Annotated in this window: 18 protein-coding genes and 1 pseudogene; 9 read left to right on the top strand and 10 right to left on the bottom strand. The window is 70.8% G+C overall.

Features of this window, described 5'->3' with window-relative positions:
* From H0523_RS23700 to H0523_RS23675, 6 genes and pseudogenes are all read left to right on the top strand, one after another.
* Positions 1 to 472 (top strand): annotated as a pseudogene (locus tag H0523_RS23700) (PepSY domain-containing protein); the annotation flags it as partial.
* Between the two features lie 77 nt (positions 473 to 549).
* Positions 550 to 978, top strand: coding sequence for an arsenate reductase (glutaredoxin) (arsC, locus tag H0523_RS23695; protein ID WP_049075714.1), 429 nt, complete (start codon positions 550 to 552; stop codon positions 976 to 978).
* Positions 979 to 1,088: 110 nt separating this feature from the next.
* Complete coding sequence (locus H0523_RS23690; RefSeq protein ID WP_054429223.1) at positions 1,089 to 1,772, top strand: response regulator transcription factor; 684 nt, start codon at positions 1,089 to 1,091, stop codon at positions 1,770 to 1,772.
* Positions 1,682 to 3,643: a sensor histidine kinase gene (locus H0523_RS23685; protein WP_231689736.1), complete on the top strand. Its 1,962-nt coding sequence runs from the start codon at positions 1,682 to 1,684 to the stop codon at positions 3,641 to 3,643. Before H0523_RS23690 ends, H0523_RS23685 begins: the two co-directional genes overlap by 91 nt.
* 95 nt (positions 3,644 to 3,738) lie before the next feature.
* On the top strand, positions 3,739 to 4,164 hold the full coding sequence (locus H0523_RS23680) for a hypothetical protein (RefSeq protein ID WP_156333519.1): 426 nt from the start codon (positions 3,739 to 3,741) through the stop codon (positions 4,162 to 4,164).
* Positions 4,165 to 4,272: 108 nt separating this feature from the next.
* A complete protein-coding gene (locus H0523_RS23675; protein WP_054428617.1) occupies positions 4,273 to 4,878 on the top strand; it encodes a phosphatase PAP2 family protein in 606 nt (201 codons plus the stop codon).
* Positions 4,879 to 4,885: 7 nt separating this feature from the next.
* Here H0523_RS23675 and H0523_RS23670 read toward each other — a convergent pair whose 3' ends face one another.
* Positions 4,886 to 5,437: a methylated-DNA--[protein]-cysteine S-methyltransferase gene (locus H0523_RS23670; protein ID WP_180180162.1), complete on the bottom strand. Its 552-nt coding sequence runs from the start codon at positions 5,435 to 5,437 to the stop codon at positions 4,886 to 4,888.
* A gap of 145 nt (positions 5,438 to 5,582) precedes the next feature.
* Between H0523_RS23670 and H0523_RS23665 the strand changes: the two genes are divergently transcribed.
* Positions 5,583 to 7,031, top strand: a complete 1,449-nt coding sequence (locus H0523_RS23665; protein ID WP_054428618.1) for an AlkA N-terminal domain-containing protein — start codon at positions 5,583 to 5,585, stop codon at positions 7,029 to 7,031.
* A 454-nt stretch (positions 7,032 to 7,485) separates the two neighbouring features.
* Here the strand turns inward: H0523_RS23665 and H0523_RS23660 are convergent, their stop codons facing one another.
* The 8 genes from H0523_RS23660 to H0523_RS23625 all read right to left on the bottom strand — a co-directional run bounded on the left by H0523_RS23660 (position 7,486) and on the right by H0523_RS23625 (position 16,006).
* The gene (locus H0523_RS23660) at positions 7,486 to 7,968 is read right to left on the bottom strand and encodes a YajQ family cyclic di-GMP-binding protein (RefSeq protein WP_008167359.1); all 483 of its coding nucleotides are present in this window, start codon (positions 7,966 to 7,968) and stop codon (positions 7,486 to 7,488) included.
* 79 nt (positions 7,969 to 8,047) lie between these two features.
* On the bottom strand, positions 8,048 to 8,836 hold the full coding sequence (locus H0523_RS23655) for a heme ABC transporter ATP-binding protein (protein WP_054428619.1): 789 nt from the start codon (positions 8,834 to 8,836) through the stop codon (positions 8,048 to 8,050).
* Positions 8,833 to 9,831 (bottom strand): FecCD family ABC transporter permease, encoded by a 999-nt coding sequence (locus tag H0523_RS23650; protein ID WP_054428620.1) that lies wholly within the window; start codon positions 9,829 to 9,831, stop codon positions 8,833 to 8,835. The genes H0523_RS23655 and H0523_RS23650 overlap by 4 nt, the downstream gene beginning before the upstream one ends.
* Complete coding sequence (locus H0523_RS23645) at positions 9,815 to 10,648, bottom strand: heme/hemin ABC transporter substrate-binding protein (RefSeq protein ID WP_054428621.1); 834 nt, start codon at positions 10,646 to 10,648, stop codon at positions 9,815 to 9,817. Before H0523_RS23645 ends, H0523_RS23650 begins: the two co-directional genes overlap by 17 nt.
* A 10-nt stretch (positions 10,649 to 10,658) precedes the next feature.
* Positions 10,659 to 11,717 (bottom strand): hemin-degrading factor, encoded by a 1,059-nt coding sequence (locus tag H0523_RS23640; RefSeq protein WP_156349954.1) that lies wholly within the window; start codon positions 11,715 to 11,717, stop codon positions 10,659 to 10,661.
* A gap of 68 nt (positions 11,718 to 11,785) precedes the next feature.
* Positions 11,786 to 14,404: a TonB-dependent hemoglobin/transferrin/lactoferrin family receptor gene (locus H0523_RS23635; RefSeq protein WP_054428622.1), complete on the bottom strand. Its 2,619-nt coding sequence runs from the start codon at positions 14,402 to 14,404 to the stop codon at positions 11,786 to 11,788.
* Positions 14,405 to 14,516: 112 nt separating this feature from the next.
* Complete coding sequence (locus H0523_RS23630; protein WP_082404291.1) at positions 14,517 to 15,500, bottom strand: FecR domain-containing protein; 984 nt, start codon at positions 15,498 to 15,500, stop codon at positions 14,517 to 14,519.
* Complete coding sequence (locus tag H0523_RS23625; RefSeq protein ID WP_054428624.1) at positions 15,497 to 16,006, bottom strand: sigma-70 family RNA polymerase sigma factor; 510 nt, start codon at positions 16,004 to 16,006, stop codon at positions 15,497 to 15,499. Before H0523_RS23625 ends, H0523_RS23630 begins: the two co-directional genes overlap by 4 nt.
* A gap of 208 nt (positions 16,007 to 16,214) precedes the next feature.
* Here H0523_RS23625 and H0523_RS23620 point away from each other — a divergent pair, with 208 nt between their 5' ends.
* Together H0523_RS23620 and H0523_RS23615 are read left to right on the top strand one after the other, a co-directional pair.
* Entirely contained in the window at positions 16,215 to 16,682 is a 468-nt protein-coding gene (locus tag H0523_RS23620) for a CopD family protein (protein ID WP_054429227.1), read from the top strand.
* A gap of 127 nt (positions 16,683 to 16,809) precedes the next feature.
* Positions 16,810 to 17,673, top strand: coding sequence for a hypothetical protein (locus H0523_RS23615; RefSeq protein WP_054428625.1), 864 nt, complete (start codon positions 16,810 to 16,812; stop codon positions 17,671 to 17,673).
* On the opposite strand, the gene H0523_RS23610 is transcribed toward H0523_RS23615, so the two are convergent.
* Positions 17,670 to 18,620, bottom strand: coding sequence for a LysR family transcriptional regulator (locus tag H0523_RS23610; protein ID WP_054428626.1), 951 nt, complete (start codon positions 18,618 to 18,620; stop codon positions 17,670 to 17,672). The genes H0523_RS23615 and H0523_RS23610 overlap by 4 nt on opposite strands.
* Between the last annotated feature and the right edge of the window lie 82 nt (positions 18,621 to 18,702).

Raw genomic sequence — 18,702 nt, 5'->3', positions numbered from 1 at the left:
CCGCAACGGCCCGGGCGCGCCGCGGCTGCTGTCGGCCGCCGACGCACAGCCCGTCACGCTCGACCCCGTGGCCCTGCGCGCGGCCGCCGCTCGCCTGGTGCCCGGCGCCGCCCTGACGGACCTGCAGGTGCTGGGCCATTACGACTTCTACTACTACGGCCGCGACGAACACGCCATGCTCGGCCATATCGAGAAGCCGCTGCCGGTGTGGCGCCTGGTGTTCGACGACCCGCAGGCCAGCTGGGTCTACCTGGACCCGCGCACCGGCCAGGTGCTGAGCCGGCAGGACCGCGGCAACCGCGCCAGCCGCTGGCTGTTCGCTTTCTTGCACAGCTGGGACTGGACCGGCCTGCTGACGCGGCGGCCGCTGTGGGACATCCTGCTGGTGTTCCTGAGCCTGGGCGGCGCGGCCCTGAGCCTGACCGGCGTGGTGATCGGCTGGCGCCGGCTGGGCCGCAAGCTGCGCGCCTGAGGCCGGGCGGCGGCGAGGACCGGGCGGGAATGCACTATGCTCCTGCCTTGTCCCCGCACCATCGCAAGGAAAGCGCCATGTCCGACGTCACCATCTACCACAACCCCAAGTGCGGCACCTCGCGCAACACGCTGGCCATGATCCGCAATGCCGGCATCGAGCCGACCGTGGTGCTGTACCTGGAAACGCCGCCCTCGCGCGCCGACCTGAAGGCGCTGTTCAAGCGCGCCGGCATCACGGTGCGCGACGCATTGCGCGAGAAGGGCACGCCCTACGCCGAACTCGGCCTGGATGACACGTCGCTGAGCGACGACGCCCTGCTGGACGCCATCGAGGCCCACCCCATCCTGCTGAACCGCCCCTTCGTCAGCACCCCGCTGGGCGCGCGCCTGTGCCGCCCGTCCGAACTGGTGCTGGACATCCTGCCCGCGCCGCAGCAGGGCGCCTTCACCAAGGAAGACGGCGAAGCGGTGATCGACGCCCAGGGCAAGCGCATCGCCAAGTGAGCGCGCCGCCCCGCGACGCCGCCTACCCAGTTTCAGGGATAGCCAGCCCGGAGAGAGGCCGGCAAAATGCCATGCGGGCAAATTCGCCCGTGGCTCCCCTGTCCGCCGCCATGACCGACCTGCCGCCCGTCTCCGCGCTTGCCCTGCCCGCCCCGGTCCTGGTGGTGGAAGACGAACCGCTGGTCTGCCGCCGGCTGGAACGGCTGCTGGGGCAGCTGGGCTACCCGGCCGACGCGCTGCTGTTCGCGGCCTCGCTGGCCGAGGCGCGGCGCCGCGCGGCCGACGAATCGGTCGCGCTGGCGCTGATCGACCTGGGCCTGCCCGACGGCAGCGGCATCGACCTGATCGCCGAGCTGCGCGCCGCCGACCCGGCGCTGGCGATCCTGGTCATCTCGGCCTGGAGCACCGAAGACGCCATCCTCGCCGCGCTGCGCGCCGGCGCCACCGGCTACGTGCTCAAGGAACGCGACGACCTGGAAGTGCTGCTGTCGCTGCGCAGCGTGCTGCGCGGCGGCGCGCCGATCGATCCGTTCGTGGCCCGCCGCATCATCGCCGAAATGCGCCCCGCGCCGGCCCAGCCCGCGCCCGCCGAGGCGGGCGAAACGCTCAGCCCGCGCGAAGGGCAGATCCTGCGACTGGTGGCCGAGGGGCTGGGCAACCGTGAAATCGCCGAGCAACTGTACCTGTCGCGCTACACCGTCGAATGCCACATCAAGCACATCTACCGCAAGCTCGCCGTCTCCTCGCGCACCCGCGCGATCCACACGGCGCGCTCGCGCGGCTTGCTCGACTGACGTGGCTGGCGCTACTGGCCTGGCTGGCGCTGCTGGCCGCGCCGGCCCTGGCGCAGGACGCCTCCCCAGCCTGCGTGGCGCAAGTGACCGGCGTGCGCGCCGCGCTCGCCGGCCCCGGCGGTGAACGGCCCGCGGACGGCCCGGCGTGGCAGGCGGTCGCGCTGCCCGACAACTGGGACGCCCGCTGGCCTGGCCATACCGGCGTGGTCTGGTACCGCATCGACTGGCGCCATGGCTGCGACGGCGCGCCGGCGGGCCAGGCCGCGCTGGCGGTCGAGTCCATCGTCATGGCCGGCGAGATCCACCTGAACGACGATCTGCTGTGGCGCGACGCCAGCCTGGCAGAGCCGCTGTCGCGCAGCTGGAACATGCCGCGCTACTGGCGCCTGCCCGAATCCGCGGTGCGCGACGGCGCCAACACCCTCTGGATACGCGTGACCGGCGTGGCCGGCCAGACGCCCGGCCTGGGTCCGGTCTACCTGGGCGAACCCGAAGCGCTGGCGCGCGAACACGACCTGCGCTGGTGGCGCAACCGCGACCTGTTCCTGGTCAACCTGGTGATCTCGGCCACGCTGGGCGCGCTGTTCTTCCTGCTGTGGGCGATGAAGCCGCGGCAATCGAGCCACGGCTGGTACGCGCTGACCGCGTTCTTCTGGGTGCTGTTCTGCGCCAACGTGCTGGCCGTCAGCCCCTGGCCGTTCGGCACCACCCTGATGGCGGCGCGCGCCAATACCGTCGCGCTGACGCTGCACATCGCCTGCTTCTGCCTGTTTACCTGGCGCTTCGGCGGCCAGTCCTGGCCGCGCCTGGAAAAGGCGCTGTGGATCGCCGTCGCCGTGATGCTGGCCGCCGCTCTCGGCGTGCCCGATGCGGCCGTGTCGACCATGCAGCGCATCATCGTGCTGACGGTCTCGGCGCTGTTCTACCTGAACTGCCTGCAATGCACCGTGCACGCCGTGCGCAGCCGCGACCGCGAGCAGATGCTGCTGGCCGCCTGCCTGGTGATCTTCCTGGCCGCCGCCCTGCATGACCTGCTGCTGATCCTCAAGCTCATCGACGGCGGCCGCACCTACATTCCCTACACCAGCGTCGCCGTGCTGATCGGCATGTCGGCCGTGCTGGGCCTGCGCCATGCGCGCAGCGTCCGGCGCATCGAACGCTTCAACCAGGAACTGGAAATCTCGGTCGAACGCGCCCGCGCCGAACTGGCCACCACCCTGGCGCGCGAGCACGAGCTGGCGCTGGCCAACAGCCGGCTGCAGGACCGGCTGGAGATCGCGCGCGACCTGCACGACGGCCTGGGCGGCTCGCTGGTGCGCATGACGGCGGCGGTCGAGCAGGCCGGCGAGCCGCTGCGGAACCGGCAGGTCCTGTCCATGCTCAATTTGCTGCGCAACGACCTGCGGCAGACCATCGACAACGGCGCCAGCGCCGACATGACGCCGCCCGCCACGCCGCGCGAATGGATCGCGCCGCTGCGCCACCGCTACACCCAGCTGTTCGACGAACTGGACGTGGCGGTGCGCTGGGACGTGCCCGCCGCGTGGGACGGCGCGCCCTCGGCCCTGCAATGCCTGGCGCTGACGCGCCTGATCGAAGAGGCGTTGACCAACGTGGTCAAGCACAGCCGCGCCCGGCGGGTCGGCGTGACGCTGCGCCAGCCGGCGCCTGGCCAGCTGGAACTGGAGATCGAGGACGACGGCGTCGGCTTCGACGTCGACGCCGTGCACCGCGCCAACCTGAGCGTCGGCGTGCGCAGCATGGCCACCCGCATCGCCCGCGTCGGCGGCGCGCTGGACATCGCCTCGGCGCCCGGCCGCACGCGGCTGTGCGCGCGCCTGCCGCTGCCGGCGGGCGCGGCGATTACCTGATTTCAGGGATACCCAAAAACCGGCGCGGCCGATGTAATGCGGCGTTGGCCGGCGCGCCTCGCGGCGCGCCGGCGTGCTTTTTTCGCAGACCGCCCATGCCCACGCCTTCGCTGTACCGCCGCCGCCCACCAGACGTCTCGCGAGAGGCTCTCGCCGCGCCGAGCTTGCATGACCTGCTGCGCCGCCACGCGGAGCCGCTGGCGCAACTGCTGCGGCGCCGTCTGGCGGACGGCGCCGCCGGCTTCGACGCCGCCGCCGCGCCTTGGCGCGAGCGCGGTCCCGGCCCGTTTTCGTCCTGGCTGTATGGCATCGCGCTGGGCCTGTTGCGCGAGGCGGACGCCTCGCCCGCGCCCTCGCCGGCCGGGGCCGGGTTCATCGACCGGTTCACCGAGACCCTGCCGCCGGAAGTGGCCCGGCCCCTGCTGGCGCTGGCGCGCTCCAGACTGGATGCCGCCGAATGCGCGCTCTACCTGTGCAAACCGGCGCGCGCCGCCGAATGGCTGGCCGGCCAGACCGGCTAAATCGCATCCAGAAGTAAATCCATGGATTCCGCCGCATTTTGCAAGGGATTTGACGGCAAACCTGTCTACCATCGCGCCTGACGAATAATTTCAGTCAGATGACGAGTCATGGAATTCCTGGAACCCCTTAATCAGTCCCTGTTTCTTCTGATCAACGCCGATCCCGCCAGCCCCGCCTGGCGCATCCAGGCCGGCCTGATCGTCGCCAACCGGCTGATCCAATTGCTGCCGATCGTTCTGGCCGCGCTCTGGCTGTGGGGCGGGCAGGCGCAACGCGAACTGGTGCTCAAGGCGCTGGCCGGCATCGGCGCGGCGCTGTTCATCAGCTACCTGTGCGGCGCGCTGTGGCCGCACCCGCGGCCGTTCACCCTCGGCCTGGGCCACGCCTTCTTCGCCCACAAGGCCACGTCGTCGTTCCCCAGCAACCACACCATCATCCTCGCCACGCTGGCGTTCACGCTGATCTTCGACCGGCGCTGGGCCGGCTGGGGCTATGTCACGCTGCTGCTGGCGGCCGTGGTCGGCCTGTCGCGGGTCTACCTGGGCGTGCACTTCCCGCTGGACATCGCCGGCGGCCTGCTGCTGGCGCCGGTGGCGGCCGGGCTGGTCATGCCGGTCTGGCGCCGCGTCGGCGCGCCGCTGACCCTGCTGCTGCAGGGGCTCTACCGCAAGCTGCTGGCGCTGCCCATCGCGCGCGGCTGGATCCGCGCCTGACCGTTTCTCACGCCGCGCGCGCCACCGGCGCGCCAGCGGCCGCGCGCCAGCGGCCTTCGTGATCCAGCAGCCAGCGCTTGCGATGCAGGCCGCCGCCGTAGCCGGTCAGCGACGCGTCGGCGCCGATCACCCGGTGGCACGGCACCACGATCCCCACCGGATTGGCCCCATTGGCCATGCCCACCGCGCGCACCGCCGAGGCCCGGCCGATGCGCCCGGCCAGCACGCCATAGCTGACCGTCTCTCCCGGCTCGATGTCACGCAGCGCGCGCCACACCTGGCGCTGGAAATCGGTGCCGCCCAGCGCCACCTCCAGCCGGTCGATCGCATCGACCTCGCCCTCGAAATACGCCTGCAACCGGCGGCTCGCGGCCGAGACCCGCGCGGCGTCCTCGATCCGCACCGCGCCCTGGCCGTACTGGCGCCGCAGCAAGGCATGCATGCGGGGCTCGTAATCCTGCCAATCGACCGCGCGCAGGCATTCCCGCGCATCGGTCAGCACGAGCATCTGCCCGATGGGCGTGGCAACGCGTTCCAGGGTGAAGGTTTGAATCGGCATGACGGGCTCCGGATGCGGTGGGGATGCACCCAATATAGGCCGGCCGCCGGCATCGCGCTGGCGGATTCCGGACATGGCAGTGAGCGTGACAACAGTGTCCGAAAACCGCTAGCCGGTCGCCCGCGTCCGGCGCTAGCATGACCCCATGAACCTCGACCATGATGCCTGCTACAGCGCCATCCGCGTGCGCGACGCCCGTTACGACGGCCGCTTCTTCACCGCCGTCAAGACCACGCGGATCTACTGCCGCCCGGTCTGCCCGGCGCGCACCCCGCTGTCGCGCAACGTCGTCTTCTACCCCACGGCCGCCGCCGCCCAGGAAGCGGGCTTCCACCCCTGCCTGCGCTGCCGCCCGGAAACCGCGCCCGCCGCGGGCGCCGCCCGGGGCCTGCCCGACAGCGTCGCGCGCGCCCTGGCCCTGGTCGAACTGGGCGCGCTGGACGAGGACGGCGTCGATGCGCTGGCCGCGCGCCTGGGCGTGGGCGAACGCCAGTTGCGGCGCCAGTTCCGCCAGCACCTGGGCGCCTCGCCCGTGGCCGTGGCCCAGACCCGCCGCGTGCTGCTGGCCAAGCAGCTGATCCACGAAACCCGCCTGCCCATGGCCGAAATCGCCTTCGCCGCGGGCTTTGGCAGCATCCGCCGCTTCAACGAGATCTTCCAGGCCCTGTTCGGCCGTCCGCCGGGCCAACTGCGGCGCTCCGGCAAGCCCGACGTGTCGGCCGGCCCGCAAGGCGAAATCAAGTTGCTGCTGCGCTACCGTCCGCCCTACGACTGGCCCGCCATGCTGGCCTTCCTGCGCGCCCGCGCCATCCCCGGCATCGAACGGGTGAGCGATGACAGCTACACCCGCACCATCGGCCTGGACGGCGCCCAGGGCACCGTCCGCGTCGAGCCCGGCGCCGGCAACGCGCTGCAGGCCACCGTGCGCTTCCCCCGGCTGCACGCCCTGCCCGCCATCATCGCCCGCCTGCGCCGCGTCTTCGACCTGGCCAGCGACCCCGCCGCGCTCGCCGCCCAACTGGCCCACGACCCGGTCATGGCCGCCCTCACCGCCGCCCGACCCGGCCTGCGCGTTCCCGGCGCCTGGGACGGCTTCGAACTGGCGCTGCGCGCCGTCCTCGGCCAGCAGATCACCGTCGGCGCCGCCATCAAGCTCGCCGGCAAGCTCGTCGCCGCCCATGGCCAGCCGCTCGACCAGCCCGACGGCGACCTGACCCACCTGTTCCCGCGCCCCGAAGCCATCGCCCCCGCCGACCTCGCCCCCCTCGGCATGCCCCGCAGCCGCGCCGCCACCCTCTCCGCCGTCGCCGCCGCCGCCCTGGCCAACCCGCGCCTGTTCGAAGCCGCCGACAGCCTCGACACCGCCGTCGCCCGCCTGCGCGAGATCCGCGGCGTCGGCGAATGGACCGCCCAATACATCGCCCTGCGCCAACTGCGCGAACCCGACGCCTTCCCCGCCTCCGACATCGGCCTGATCCGCGCCCTGGAAAAACTCGAAGCCCGCGAATACACCCCCGCCCAACTCCTCGCCCGCGCCGAAACCTGGCGCCCCTGGCGCGCCTACGCGGCCCAGCACCTGTGGGCGGAATATTGAAAAGGAATAACGGGCCGCGCCGCCATGCAAGCGCAAGTCACGCCGATGGCCCAGCCCAACAAGACCCAAACCCGCCAATCTCCGGAAAAGCCCCAGCGCGCCCTTCTCGGGCGCGCAGCGCCCCCCCCTCGACGCACCACAATGCGTATGCAAAAACCGGCCGCCCGCGCGGCCGGTCTTTGCGGGCAACGCAAATCTCTCCGCCCCTCACTGACCTGACAGCGCCGCAAACCCAGACGCCGGTAGCCCGTTGCGCGGGGCGCCTGGGGGGTGGGCAACCTCGATGCGCCCGAGGGAATCTGAAGGGAAGGCCGAAGGCCTGGACGAAGATGAGGAAGGGGGGGGCCGCCTAGGCAAGTCCGGAGCGAACGCTCCGGACCGCAATCGTGGGCGCCCACCCCCCAGGCGCCCCGCGCAACGGGCGGCCTACGAAGCCCCCGCCGCCAAAAAAAACTCAGTCCCGAAAATTCTCAAACTGCAACGGCAAATCCACATCCGTCTTCTTCAACAACGCAATCGCCGTCTGCAGATCATCCCGCTTCTTCCCGCTGATCCGCAGCTTGTCGCCATTGATCTGGCTCTCGACCTTGAGCTTGGCGTTCTTGATCGCCGCGATCAGCTTCTTGGCCACCGGCTGCTCGATGCCCTGCTTGATCGTCACCTTCTGCCGCGCCCCGCCCAGGTTCTCCAGCGGATCCGCCACATCCAGGCAGCGCACGTCGATCCCGCGCGCCGACAGCCGGCCGCGCAGGATATCCAGCATCTGCTTGAGCTGGAACGCGCTGGAGGCGATCTGCGTCACCACGAAGCCTTCCAGCTCGAACTTGGCATCCGTGCCCTTGAAATCGAAACGGGTGGCGAGCTCGCGGTTGGCCTGGTCGATGGCGTTGGTGAGTTCGTGTTTGTCGACTTCGGAGACGACGTCGAAAGTAGGCATGACACTAGGTCCTGTCGGTAGATGAGGAAAAGGCGGCCGCGGCCGCCGCGATGCCCCATTTTACCGGGGCTCGCCCCCATCAAGCCATCAGCACCAGCAAGCGGTCGGCCTGCAGCGGATGCGGCATCACCTGCGCCTCGATGCCATACGCCAGGAACAGGTTGGCCGGCGTCAGCACCTCGGCCGGCGTGCCCAGCGCCACCGCCTGGCCGCCGCTCAGCAGCAGCAGGCGATCGCACCAGCGCGCCGCCAGGTTCATGTCGTGCAGGATGACCAGCACGCCCGTATGGCTTTCGCGCGCCAGCTGCGCCGCGCGCCGCATCAGGTCGGCCTGGTGCTTCGGATCCAGGCTGGCGGTGGGCTCGTCCAGCAGCAGATAGCGGGCCTCGCCCGCGGCCCGCGCCGCGCGGCACTGCACCAGTACCCGGGCGAACTGCACCCGCTGCTGCTCGCCGCCCGACAGTTGCGGATAGCGGCGCCCGTCCAGGTGGCTGACGTCGGCCCATTCCAGGGCCTGGCGCGCCAGCGCGTCGACCTCGGCCGGCGACAGTTCGGGAAAGGGATAGGCGCCCATCGCCACCACCTCGCGCACCCCCAGGTCGAAGGTCAGCCCGGGCTTCTGCGGCAGCACCGCGCGCTTGCGCGCCTGTTCGCGCGGCGGCATCGCGTCCAGCGGGCGGCCATCCAGCGTCAGGCTGCCGCCGTCGGCGCCCAGCTCGGCCGACAGCGCGCCCAGCAGGGTCGACTTGCCGGCGCCATTGCTGCCCAGCAGGCCCACCACTTCGCCAGGATGGATCGCCAGCGACACGCGCTCCAGGATGCGCTTGCCGTCGCGCGCCAGGGTCAGGTTTTCAGCGGCCAGCATCAACCGTGCCTCCGGCCGCGCGCCAGCAACCACAGGAAGAACGGCCCGCCGACCAGTCCGGTCACCAGGCCGATCGGCAGTTCGGCCGGCACCACCACGATGCGCGCCAGCCAGTCCGCCAGCGTCATCACCAGCCCGCCACCCAGCAGACAGGCGGGCAGCAGCAGGCGATGGTTGGCGCCCAGCGTCATGCGCACCAGGTGCGGCACCACCAGGCCGACGAACACGATGGTGCCGCTGGCGGCCACCAGCGGCCCGACGATCAGGGTGCAGGCCAGCACCAGCCGGGCCCGCGCCTGCTTGAGCGAATAGCCCAGGTGCTGGGCTTCGCGCTCGCCCAGCAGCAGCGCGTTCATCACGCGCCACTGGCGCATCAGCCAGAGCGACAGCAGCAGCACCCACGGCCCCAGGAAGGCCAGCAGCTTCCAGCTGGCGCCGGCCAGGCTGCCCATGTTCCAGAAGGTCAGGTCGCGCAGCTGCGCGTCGGAAGCCATGAAGGTGAACAGGCCGATCAGGCTGAAGGCGATGGCGGTGATCGCCACCCCCGCCAGCAGCAGCCCGGCCACGCCCGGCACGCGCCGGCCCACCATGTAGGCCGACAGCGTCGCGATCAGGCTGCCGATGAAGGCGCCCGGCGCGGTGTACCAGAAGCCGCCATGCGTCATCACGATGGCGATGACGGCGCCCAGCGACGCGCCGGCGGAAATGCCGATCAGGCCGGGCTCGGCCAGCGGATTGCGGAACAGCGCCTGCAGCGCCGCGCCCGAGATCGCCAGGCCGGCGCCCATCACCACCGCCAGCAGCACGCGCGGCAGGCGGATGTCGATCAGCACATTGCGCCACAACGCCTGCTCCGGCGTGGGCGTGCCCCACAACAGCGACGGCAGCTCGCGCAACGGAATCGAGACCGCGCCGCTGGCGCTGGCCGCCAGCACCGCCGCCACCAACGCCACCGCCAGCAACACCAGCGCCAGGGGCGGGTTAGCGCGCCATGGCATGCGCGGCCTCCTGTTTGAGCTGGGTCAGCGCCTGCGGCAGGCGCGGCCCCAGGCCCAGGATCAGCAGGTCGTCCATGACGATGATGCGCTGCTTCGCGGCGGCCTGCGTCACGGCGATGCCGGGCAGCCGCGCGAAGCCTTCCAGGCCGCCGCTGGCCTGCAGCGATTCACGCGTCACGATGATCAGGTCCGGCGCCAGCGCGCCGATGGCCTCGGGCGACAGCGGCTTGTAGCCCTGCTGCCCGTCCAGCACATTGGCCAGCCCGGCCAGGTGCATGACCTCGGCCGCCGCGGTGCCATGCCCCGCGCCCTGCGGCGCGCCGTTGCGGTTGATCAGCAGCAGCGCCCGCGCGCGGGTGGCCGGCAGCGCCTCGGCCTTGTCGAGCTCGCGCGTGACCTCCTGCACCATCCGTTCGCCTTCCGGCGCCACGTCCAGCGCGCCGGCGACGGCGCGGATGCGCGCCTTGAGCGAGTCGACCGACGGCGCGTCCGGCACGCTCACGACCTTCACGCCGACTTCGCCCAGGCGCTTGAGCGCCTCGGGCGGGCCGGCCTGCTCGGACGCCAGCACCAGGTCGGGCTTGAGCGCCAGCACGCCCTCCACCGGCACCGCGCGGTAATAGCCGACGCGCGGCAGCCTGGTCGCGGCTTCCGGGTACAGGCTGGACTGGTCGTCGCCCACCAGCCTGTCGCCCTGCCCCAGGCCGTACACGATCTCCGTCACGCTACCGCCCAGGGTCACCACGCGCGCAGGCGGCGCCGCCTGCGCGCAAGCCACCAGCATCCATCCCGCCGCCATCGCCAGCCATTTCTTCATTGCTTCATCCTCACGCGGCCAACGGCACGCGGCACAGACCCAACATCAATTCGCGCCAGCCCGGCAGTTCCGGCTTGCCCGGCTTGCGCTCGCCAAAGAACTGCGCGATCAGGTCGCCGCTGGAAGAATACAGCTCCAGCGACGTCACCCAGCCATCGCTGGTGGGCTTGTTGACCACCCACGCCGACGCGATGGCGGTGGTGTCCAGATGCAGGTTGAACTTCGGGTCCAGCACGTTATACCAGGGACCGGTGCGGCGCAGCTGCTCAACGGGTCCGGTATGGATCTGGATCATGCCCCGGTTGCCGACGAAGCACATGATCGACAGGCCGCTGCCCGCGGCCGACTCCAGCATGCGCTCGACCGATTCCACCGGCACGGTCTGGGCCAGGTCCTCGCCGGCCGCCTCCAGCGCCGCCAGGCGCGACACCTTGAACTTGCGCAGCAGCGGGAAGAACTCGTGCGTGTCCTGCATGCCGAGCCAGGCCTGGCGCCACTGCGCGCTGTCCTCGACCCGCGGCGCGTCGGCGGCGGGCGCATAGGGCGCGGTCTCGGGCCAGCGCGACGCGCCGGCGAACCGGGCCACCAACGCATCGAACGCTGCGGCGTTGGTGGCCTCGGTGCGGTAGACCTTGTGCACCGCCACGCCCTCGCCGTCGAAGAACTGCAGGCTGTGGCGGCCGTCCTGCTCGACCGCCCAGGCCGAGCGCCAGCTCGAGAAGAACACGCGCAGGTCGATGTCGGGACCCAGCACCAGGCCCACCGGCCCGTCGGCCTGGATGTCCAGGTATTCGCCGTGGCGTTCATGCACGCACCAGTCATTGCGCGTCAAGGCCATCACCGGTCCCAGCGTGCCCAGTTCGCGGAAGATCTCCTGCGGCTGGCCGTGCAGTTCGGTGGCCTTGACGCCGCCACAGCCGGCGGCGACCCATTCGGCCTCGGACACGCCCAGCGCCTGCGCCAGGTTGCGGGCGCGCAGGCCGGGTTGGCTCGCCGCCAGCGCGTCGTTGCGCGCGCGCAGGTCGGCGGCGCGGGTATCGAAATCGGTGTGCTTCACTTCTTGGTTCATTGCGGGCTCTCCGGCCGGAATGGAAAATCAGGACTGCCGCCGCTGACGCGCAGCGGCGGCAGCGCGGGTCAGTATTGATAAGTCAGTGAGACGCGCAGGCTGCGCCCCGGTTCCGTGTACCAGTCCACCGGCCGCGGCAGGGCCGTGGCGCCGGCGGTCGGCACGTTGATCGCTTCCCAGTACTTCTTGTCGAACAGGTTGAACACGCCGGCCTGCACCTGCAGCCCCTTGACCGCCGTCGGCCGCCAGTAGCCCATCAGGTCCACCACGCCGTAGCCGGGCGCCTGGAAGTCGCGGTTGGGCGTCGTGGCGCCGGCTTCCGGGTACTCGACCTTGTTGCGGCGCAGGGCGGTCGTCAGCATCGCGTCCACGCCCCACACGTCGCGGCCGTAGCCCACGCCCAGCACCGCCTTCAGCGGCGCCACCGAGTTCAGGTACTGGCCGGTGCCCTCATCCTTGCCCACGGCCCACGCCAGCGAGCCCCAGGTGCGCCAGCCCGGCGAGAACTTCCAGTGCGCGCTGGCCTCGGCGCCGTAGATGCGCACCTTGGCGCGGTTGACGTTGCCGGTGACGCCCAGCGGGTACTGCCCGGCCCAGCCCGGCTGCCATTGCGGCGAGTTGGCATCCAGCGGCACATTGCTGTCGATGAAATTCTGGTAACGGTTGTCGAAGAACGATAACGCGCCGCCGAGCGAATCGGAACCCAGCTTGGCGCCCAGCTCCCAGCCCTTGCTGGTTTCCGGCTTCAGGTAGGGGTTGCCGACCCGCAGGTAGGTGCCGGGGCCGCCGTAGTTGGTGTACAGCTGCGTCGCGCTGGGTGCCTTGAAGCCATACGCGTACTGCGCGTACAGGCTCAGGTCGTCGGCCGCCTTCCAGGTGGTCAGCAGCTTGGGCGAGAAGCGCCCGCCGCTGTTCTCGGGCGGCAGCACGCCGCCGTTGCGGTTGCTGGCGTAGCTCTCGGTGGACTTGGGCGTCTGCTCGTAGTGGTCGTAGCGCAGCGCCGGCATGACGGTGTAGCGGCCGTCGCCGAAGCTGAACTCGTCGGACACCCACAGCGCCCACTGGCTGCCCTTGGACAGCGGCACGTCGGCCTGGTTGGTGTGCAGCATGTCGCAGGTGCGCGGGCCGAACAGCGCCGGGGTGCCGGGACGCACCGTCGGGCAGTTGTCGTAGCCATTGGAGTTCTGCTCGGTCTTGTTGCCGTACCACTCGCCGCCCACGGTCCACAGCTGCGATACCGCGTTGCCCGCCAGGCGCTTGGTCAGCTCGCCGTTGGCGCCAAACATGGTCTGGCGGATGGAGTTGTTGCGGCCATAGGCGCCGCTGGGAAAGCCGTAGAGGAACGGATCGCCAGGAATGATGTTGGCGCGCGAATCGCGGCTGCGCTCGCCGTCGAGCGCGCTATCGAGCTGCATGCGCTGCCAGTACACCACCGCGGTGGCGCTGTCGATCCAGCCGCCCTCGGCGGGCGCCTTGTAGGAATAATCGAGCGACACGCGCTGGCGCTCGGTTTCCTTTCGGGTGGTGTTCTCGCCGATCAGGTAGCTGGTGCCCGGCCCCTGCTCGAACATGCTGTCCTGGGTGGCCTTGCGCTTGAAGTATTCGCCGGTCAGGCCGAAGCGGTGGCCGCCTTCGACGCGCTGCTGCAGCTTGAGCAGGAAGCTGCGCTGGTCGTAGTCCTCGGGGGTCGGCTGGTTGCGGCGCGGGCCGTAGCCGCCGACGTCGCCGCGGTTGTCGAGCGCGTGGCCGTTGCGCACGCCCGCCTGCACCAGCCAGAAGGTATTGCTGTGGATCTGCCCGGCCAGCGCGGCGTTGGCGCCCCAGCTGCTGTCGGCGGTGTCGTAGTCGGTCTTGGCCAGCGCGCCGAAGGTCTTGCCGTCGGTCAGCAGGTCCGAGGGATCGAGCGTGTACAGGTCGGCCATGCCCGAGATGGCGCCCGAACCGCCGGCGCTGGCGTCGGCGCCGCGCACGATGTCCAGGCGCGACAGGGAATTGAAGTCCACCGCCTCCAGGCCGCCCTTGACGCCGCGCGCGCCGTCGTCGAGCCACGGCAGGCGGATGCCGTCCACGCGCGTCAGCACGCGGTCCTGGTCGAGGCCGCGGATGTTGATGCTGTTGTTCTGGCGGTTGAAATTCACGCCGGGTTCCAGGCGCTTGCCCAGGTCGCTCCAGCTGCGCACCTGCGCGTCGTCCAGGCGCTTGCGGTCGCTGCGGGTTTCCCAGGCCGGCGTGACCGCCGCGCCCTCGCCTTCCACCGTGACCGGCGTCAGTTGCGTCACGCCGGTCTGCGGCAAGGCCTGCAGCACGAACACGCCGGGGCTGCGCTCGCGCGCGGCCAGGCCGCTGCCGGCCAGCAGGCGGGCGAAACCGTCAGCCACGGAATACTCCCCGTTCAGTCCGGCACCGCGGCGCTGGCCCACCAGCGCCGCGTCGAACAGCACCGTGACGCCGGCGTTGTCGGCGAAGCGCGACAGATTCTCGGCCAGCGGGCCGGCCGGAATGCGGTAGCTGCGCGCCTGCTCGGCCGGCGCGGCCTGGGCCTGCGCGGCCGCGGCCGGCCACAGCGCGACGGCCGGGGCAGCCAGCACGGTGGCAATGCGCAGCGCCAGGGCCAGGCGGGTCAATCGGCATGGAGCCTCTCGGTTCAAGGGGGTGCCGCGGGCGCGGCTGGCGGGGGAGTGAGCCATGGTCGTCCTTTCGATCCAACGGGTATCGGCATTTGTTTGCCTCTACTGACCATGACCCTCGGCCAACGCCAACCGGACAGCTCGCCCCCGGCTTTTTTGTAACAACGACAAATCAGGCCTGTCCCGCGCGCGGCATGATCGTCACCCAGTAAGCGCTGCGGTAGCGCACCTGCACCGGCAGCGTGGACGGCAAGGCCGCCAGCACCGCGTCGGTATCCTGCAATTGGAAGGCGCCGGAGATGCGCAGCCCGGCGACTGCCGGATCACAGCGCAGCACGCCGGGCCGGTAGCGGCCCAGCTCCGCCGCGAAGGCGTCCAGGCGCCAGGCGCTGGCGTGCAGCACGCCGCGCGTCCAGTCGGCGGCATGCGGGTCGGCCGGCTCGATGCGCGGCGCGTCATCATCGCGCAGCCAGGCCTGCTCGCCGGCGGCCAGCGCCAGGCTGGCGTCGCCGCGGCGCAGCGTCACGCCGCCCTCCTGCACGCTGACGCGGCAGGCAGAGCCGTCTTCGCGCACGCAGAAGCGCGCCGCCTGCGCCTGGATATCGCCCTGCTTCGTGCGCACCACGAAGGGCCGCGCATGGGCGCCGGTCTCGGCCACCGCATGGACCGCGATCTCGCCGGCGCGCAGCCGCACCAGCCGCTGGTCGGCGTCGTACAGGACGTCGACCGCGCTGGCGGTGTTCAGGCGCATGGAGGAACCGTCGCTGAGCGCCACCTGGCGCTGTTCGCCGGTCGCGCTGCGGTAGTCGGCGGTCCATTCGAACGGACTGGCGCGCCAGGCGGCCCAACCCGCCGGCCCGGCCACGATCAGCGCGGCCAGCGTCTTGAGCGCCGCGCGCCGACCGGCCGATTCGGGCCGGTTCAACGCCGCCATGCCAAGGGACGCCGGGATCAGGCCGAAGCGCTGATTGACGCGCTGCGCGCGCTGCCAGGCATGTTCATGCTCGGCCTTGCTGGCGCGCCATTGCTGGCAGGCATGGACGTCGGCATCGGTGGCGCGCTCGGAACTCAGGCGCAGCAGCCAGCGCGCCGCCTCGCGCGCGACCTTGCGGTCGACGGCGGGCAGTTCGCCCGCCACGCCCCACTGGGCGCTCACATCACCGCCATGATGCATTGCTCGTACCCCTTGGCGATGTAGCGGTGCACCGACCGCACCGACACGTTCAGCCGCGCGGCGATCTCGATATGGCTGAGCCCTTCGAGCTGCGCCATCAGGAAGGCCTGGCGCGCCGGCCGCGCCAGGCCCGCCAGCATCTCGTCGATTTCCTGCAACGTTTCGAGGATGAGCAGGCGCTGCTCGGGCGACGGCGCCGTGGCCTCGGGCATGGCCGCCAGGGCGTCCAGGTAGGCCTGTTCGAGCGAGCGGCGCCGGTAGTGATTCAGCACCAGGCGCTTGGCGATGGTGGTCAGGTAGGCGCGCGGCTCGCGCAGCGCGTCGAGTTCGTGTCGGTGCCGCAGCACTCGCAGGAAGGTGTCCTGCGCCAGGTCGGCGGCATCGCAGGAATTGCCCAGCTTGCCCCGCAACCAGCCATGCAGCCATCCGTGGTGCGCGCGGTAGAGCAGATGGACGGCGTCGCCGGAGGCAAGCGCAAGGTTGGACACGGTGGACTCCCGAACTCTCTTGATCACAAATAAAAATCAATCTCATTCTAAATGCAAAACCCTGACACGCGTCAAGAAGCCCGCCCGGGCGGCATGGGGATATATGATGGGGACAGATTCGGCCGCCTTTTCTCCGGCGGCCACCGCCCACAGCCAGGCCTCGCCGCCGGCATCGCGCCGGCGCGGCCCCTTCCCGAACTCCGACACCATGCTCTACAGCGCCCTCAAACTCATCCACCTGCTGGCCGTGATCCTCTGGGTCGGCGGCATGCTGTTCGCCCACTGTTTCCTGCGGCCGGCGGCCGCGCAACTCGAACCGCCGCAGCGCCTGCGGTTGATGGCCGCGGTGCTGGGCCCGTTCCTGAACGCGGTGCTGGCCGCCATCGTGCTGATCCTGGCGACCGGCGCGGTCATGATCGGCCAGGAGGCGGCCCAGGCCGCGCGCAGCGGCGGCGCCTTCTTCATGCCGCGCGCCTGGACCGTGATGGCCACGGGCGGGCTGGTGATGACGGCCATCTATGCCTACATCCGCGCGGCGCTCTATCCGCGCCTGCGCGCGGCGGTGGCCGCCTCGGAATGGCCGCGCGGCGGCCAGGCCATGGCCGGCATCCGCCGCTGGGTCGGGGTCAACCTGGCGCTGGGGCTGCTGATCGTGGCGGCCGTCTTCCTGCTATAGCCGGGCGCAGCTATCGGCCAGGCTCGGCCGCCTATCGGATTTCTTTGGACTGGTGCAATACGCCGTACATCCGGCGTGGCCACACTGGACCGGACTCTCGCGGGTCTTACACATAAAAGGAAAATCCATGATCAAACGCGTCTTGCCCCTGGCCGCCCTGGGCCTGTCCCTGGCCACCTTCTCGGCCGCCTTCGCCGCCGCCCCCATCGACAACAGCGCGCTCGAGCAGCCCGCCTTCCGCGAACACAAGACGACCTACGGCGTGGTCTACCGCCTGCCGCAGGACGTCAACGCCGTGCTGGACGCCAAGGTCAACGGCGCGCTCAAGCAGGACTTGCTGGCCCTCGGCCTGAAGACCGAGGCCGAAACGCCCAACATCCCGCACGTGACCGTGGTCCACATCCACAGCGCCGACAGCGCCACACCGCAGCGCATGCTGCGCGCGCTGCCCAAGCCGCCGGCGCCGCTGCAGGTCACCCTCAAGGACTTCTACCCGACCGAAGCCGCCAAGGGCGCGGGCCACCCGTGGTGGCTGGACCTGGGCGTGGTCAAGAGCGGCGCGGGCTTCGAGGCCATGATGGCCTACAACACCGTGACCACGGCTGCCCTGGCGCCGCTGCGCGACGGCCCGCTGCCGCGCGTGACCGGCCCGGTCTACGCCAAGATGGCCGACGCCGGCCGCGACCTGGTCAAGACCATGGGCGTGAGCGGCGTCAACGTGATGAAGGACGGCAAGGAAGTGCGCGCCCACAACCCGCACACCACGCTGGTCTACAGCATGGCGCTGTACGACGCGCGCCTGGCCGACGCCATGAAGCAGGAGTCCGCCAAGTTCAACGCCGTGCTGCCCGACGGCATCCAGACCACCTTCAAGGACGTGTCCATCGTCGAGATCGGTTTCGCCGGCAACGTGCTGCGCGAGATCTACCGCGTCAGCCTGGAAGACGGCTCGGCCATCGACGTGGCCACCGGCAAGCCGGTCGCCCGCTAAGCCGGGACGTCCGCGGCCAGGCGCTCGCGCAGCACGTCGCGCACCTGGCCGCGCAGCCACGCCTGCAACGGCGAGGCGTGCTGGCGGCGCGCCCACACCATCGCCAGTTCCATGCGCCGCAGCCGCGCCGGCATTTCCAGCATCGCCAGCGGGAAATGGCGGCAGTGCGCCCGCGCCACGCTGGCCGGCATGGTGGTGGCATAGTCAGTGTCCACCAGCACGTAGGGCGCCACGCCGAAACCCGACAGATAGGCCGAGAACGTCATGCGGCCGGCGCCCGGCTTGAGCAGCCGGTCGAAGGTCGTCTCGCGGCCGTACATCTGCTCGAACGCGAACCACTTGATCGCGCCCAGGTCGGCCAGCGTCAGCGCGCCGCGCCCGGCCCAGGGATGCCGCGCCGACAGCACGCAGACGCGACGGTCGGTATACAGCGCGTCGCGGTGAAAGCGCGCCGGCACCTTGCCGAACAGGCCGATGGCGATGTGCAGCCGTTCGGCCTCCAGGTCGTCGGGCGCGAAGTCGCCGTGCAGCGACTGGAAGCGCAGCGTCACGCCGGGCGCGGCGCTATGCAGCCGCTCGATCAGCGGCGCGGCCAGCAGGATCTCGCTGTGCGCGCCGGTGCCGATGTTGACCACGCCCTCGGCGCGCGCCGGATCGAAGGCCTCGGCCGGACGCAGCGCGGCCTCGAGCTGCGCCAGCGCGTCGTGCACCGCCGCATGCAGTTCCAGCGCGCGCTCCGTCGGGATGAAGCGGCCCTTCACCACCACCAGCAGCGGATCCTCCAGCCGCAGGCGCAGGCGCGCCAGGTCGCGGCTGATGGCCGGCTGCGTCTTGTGCAGCAGGCGCGAACTGGCGGTGGCGCTGCGCGTGCGCATCAGCACGTCGAAGGTCAGCAGCAGGTTCATGTCGAGCCTGCGCAGGGAGGGCAAGGAGTGGGCGTCGCTCATGGCGAGATGCTATGCCGTAACTGAATGACTGAAAAGAACCATACCGAATTCGATATGGTGGTCTTGCGCCACCGGCATTGGG

The sequence above is a fragment of the Achromobacter insuavis genome (assembly GCF_902859645.1).
Taxonomy (GTDB): Bacteria; Pseudomonadota; Gammaproteobacteria; order Burkholderiales; family Burkholderiaceae_B; genus Achromobacter; species Achromobacter insuavis.
This window is presented reverse-complemented; position numbering and strand designations above follow the sequence as displayed.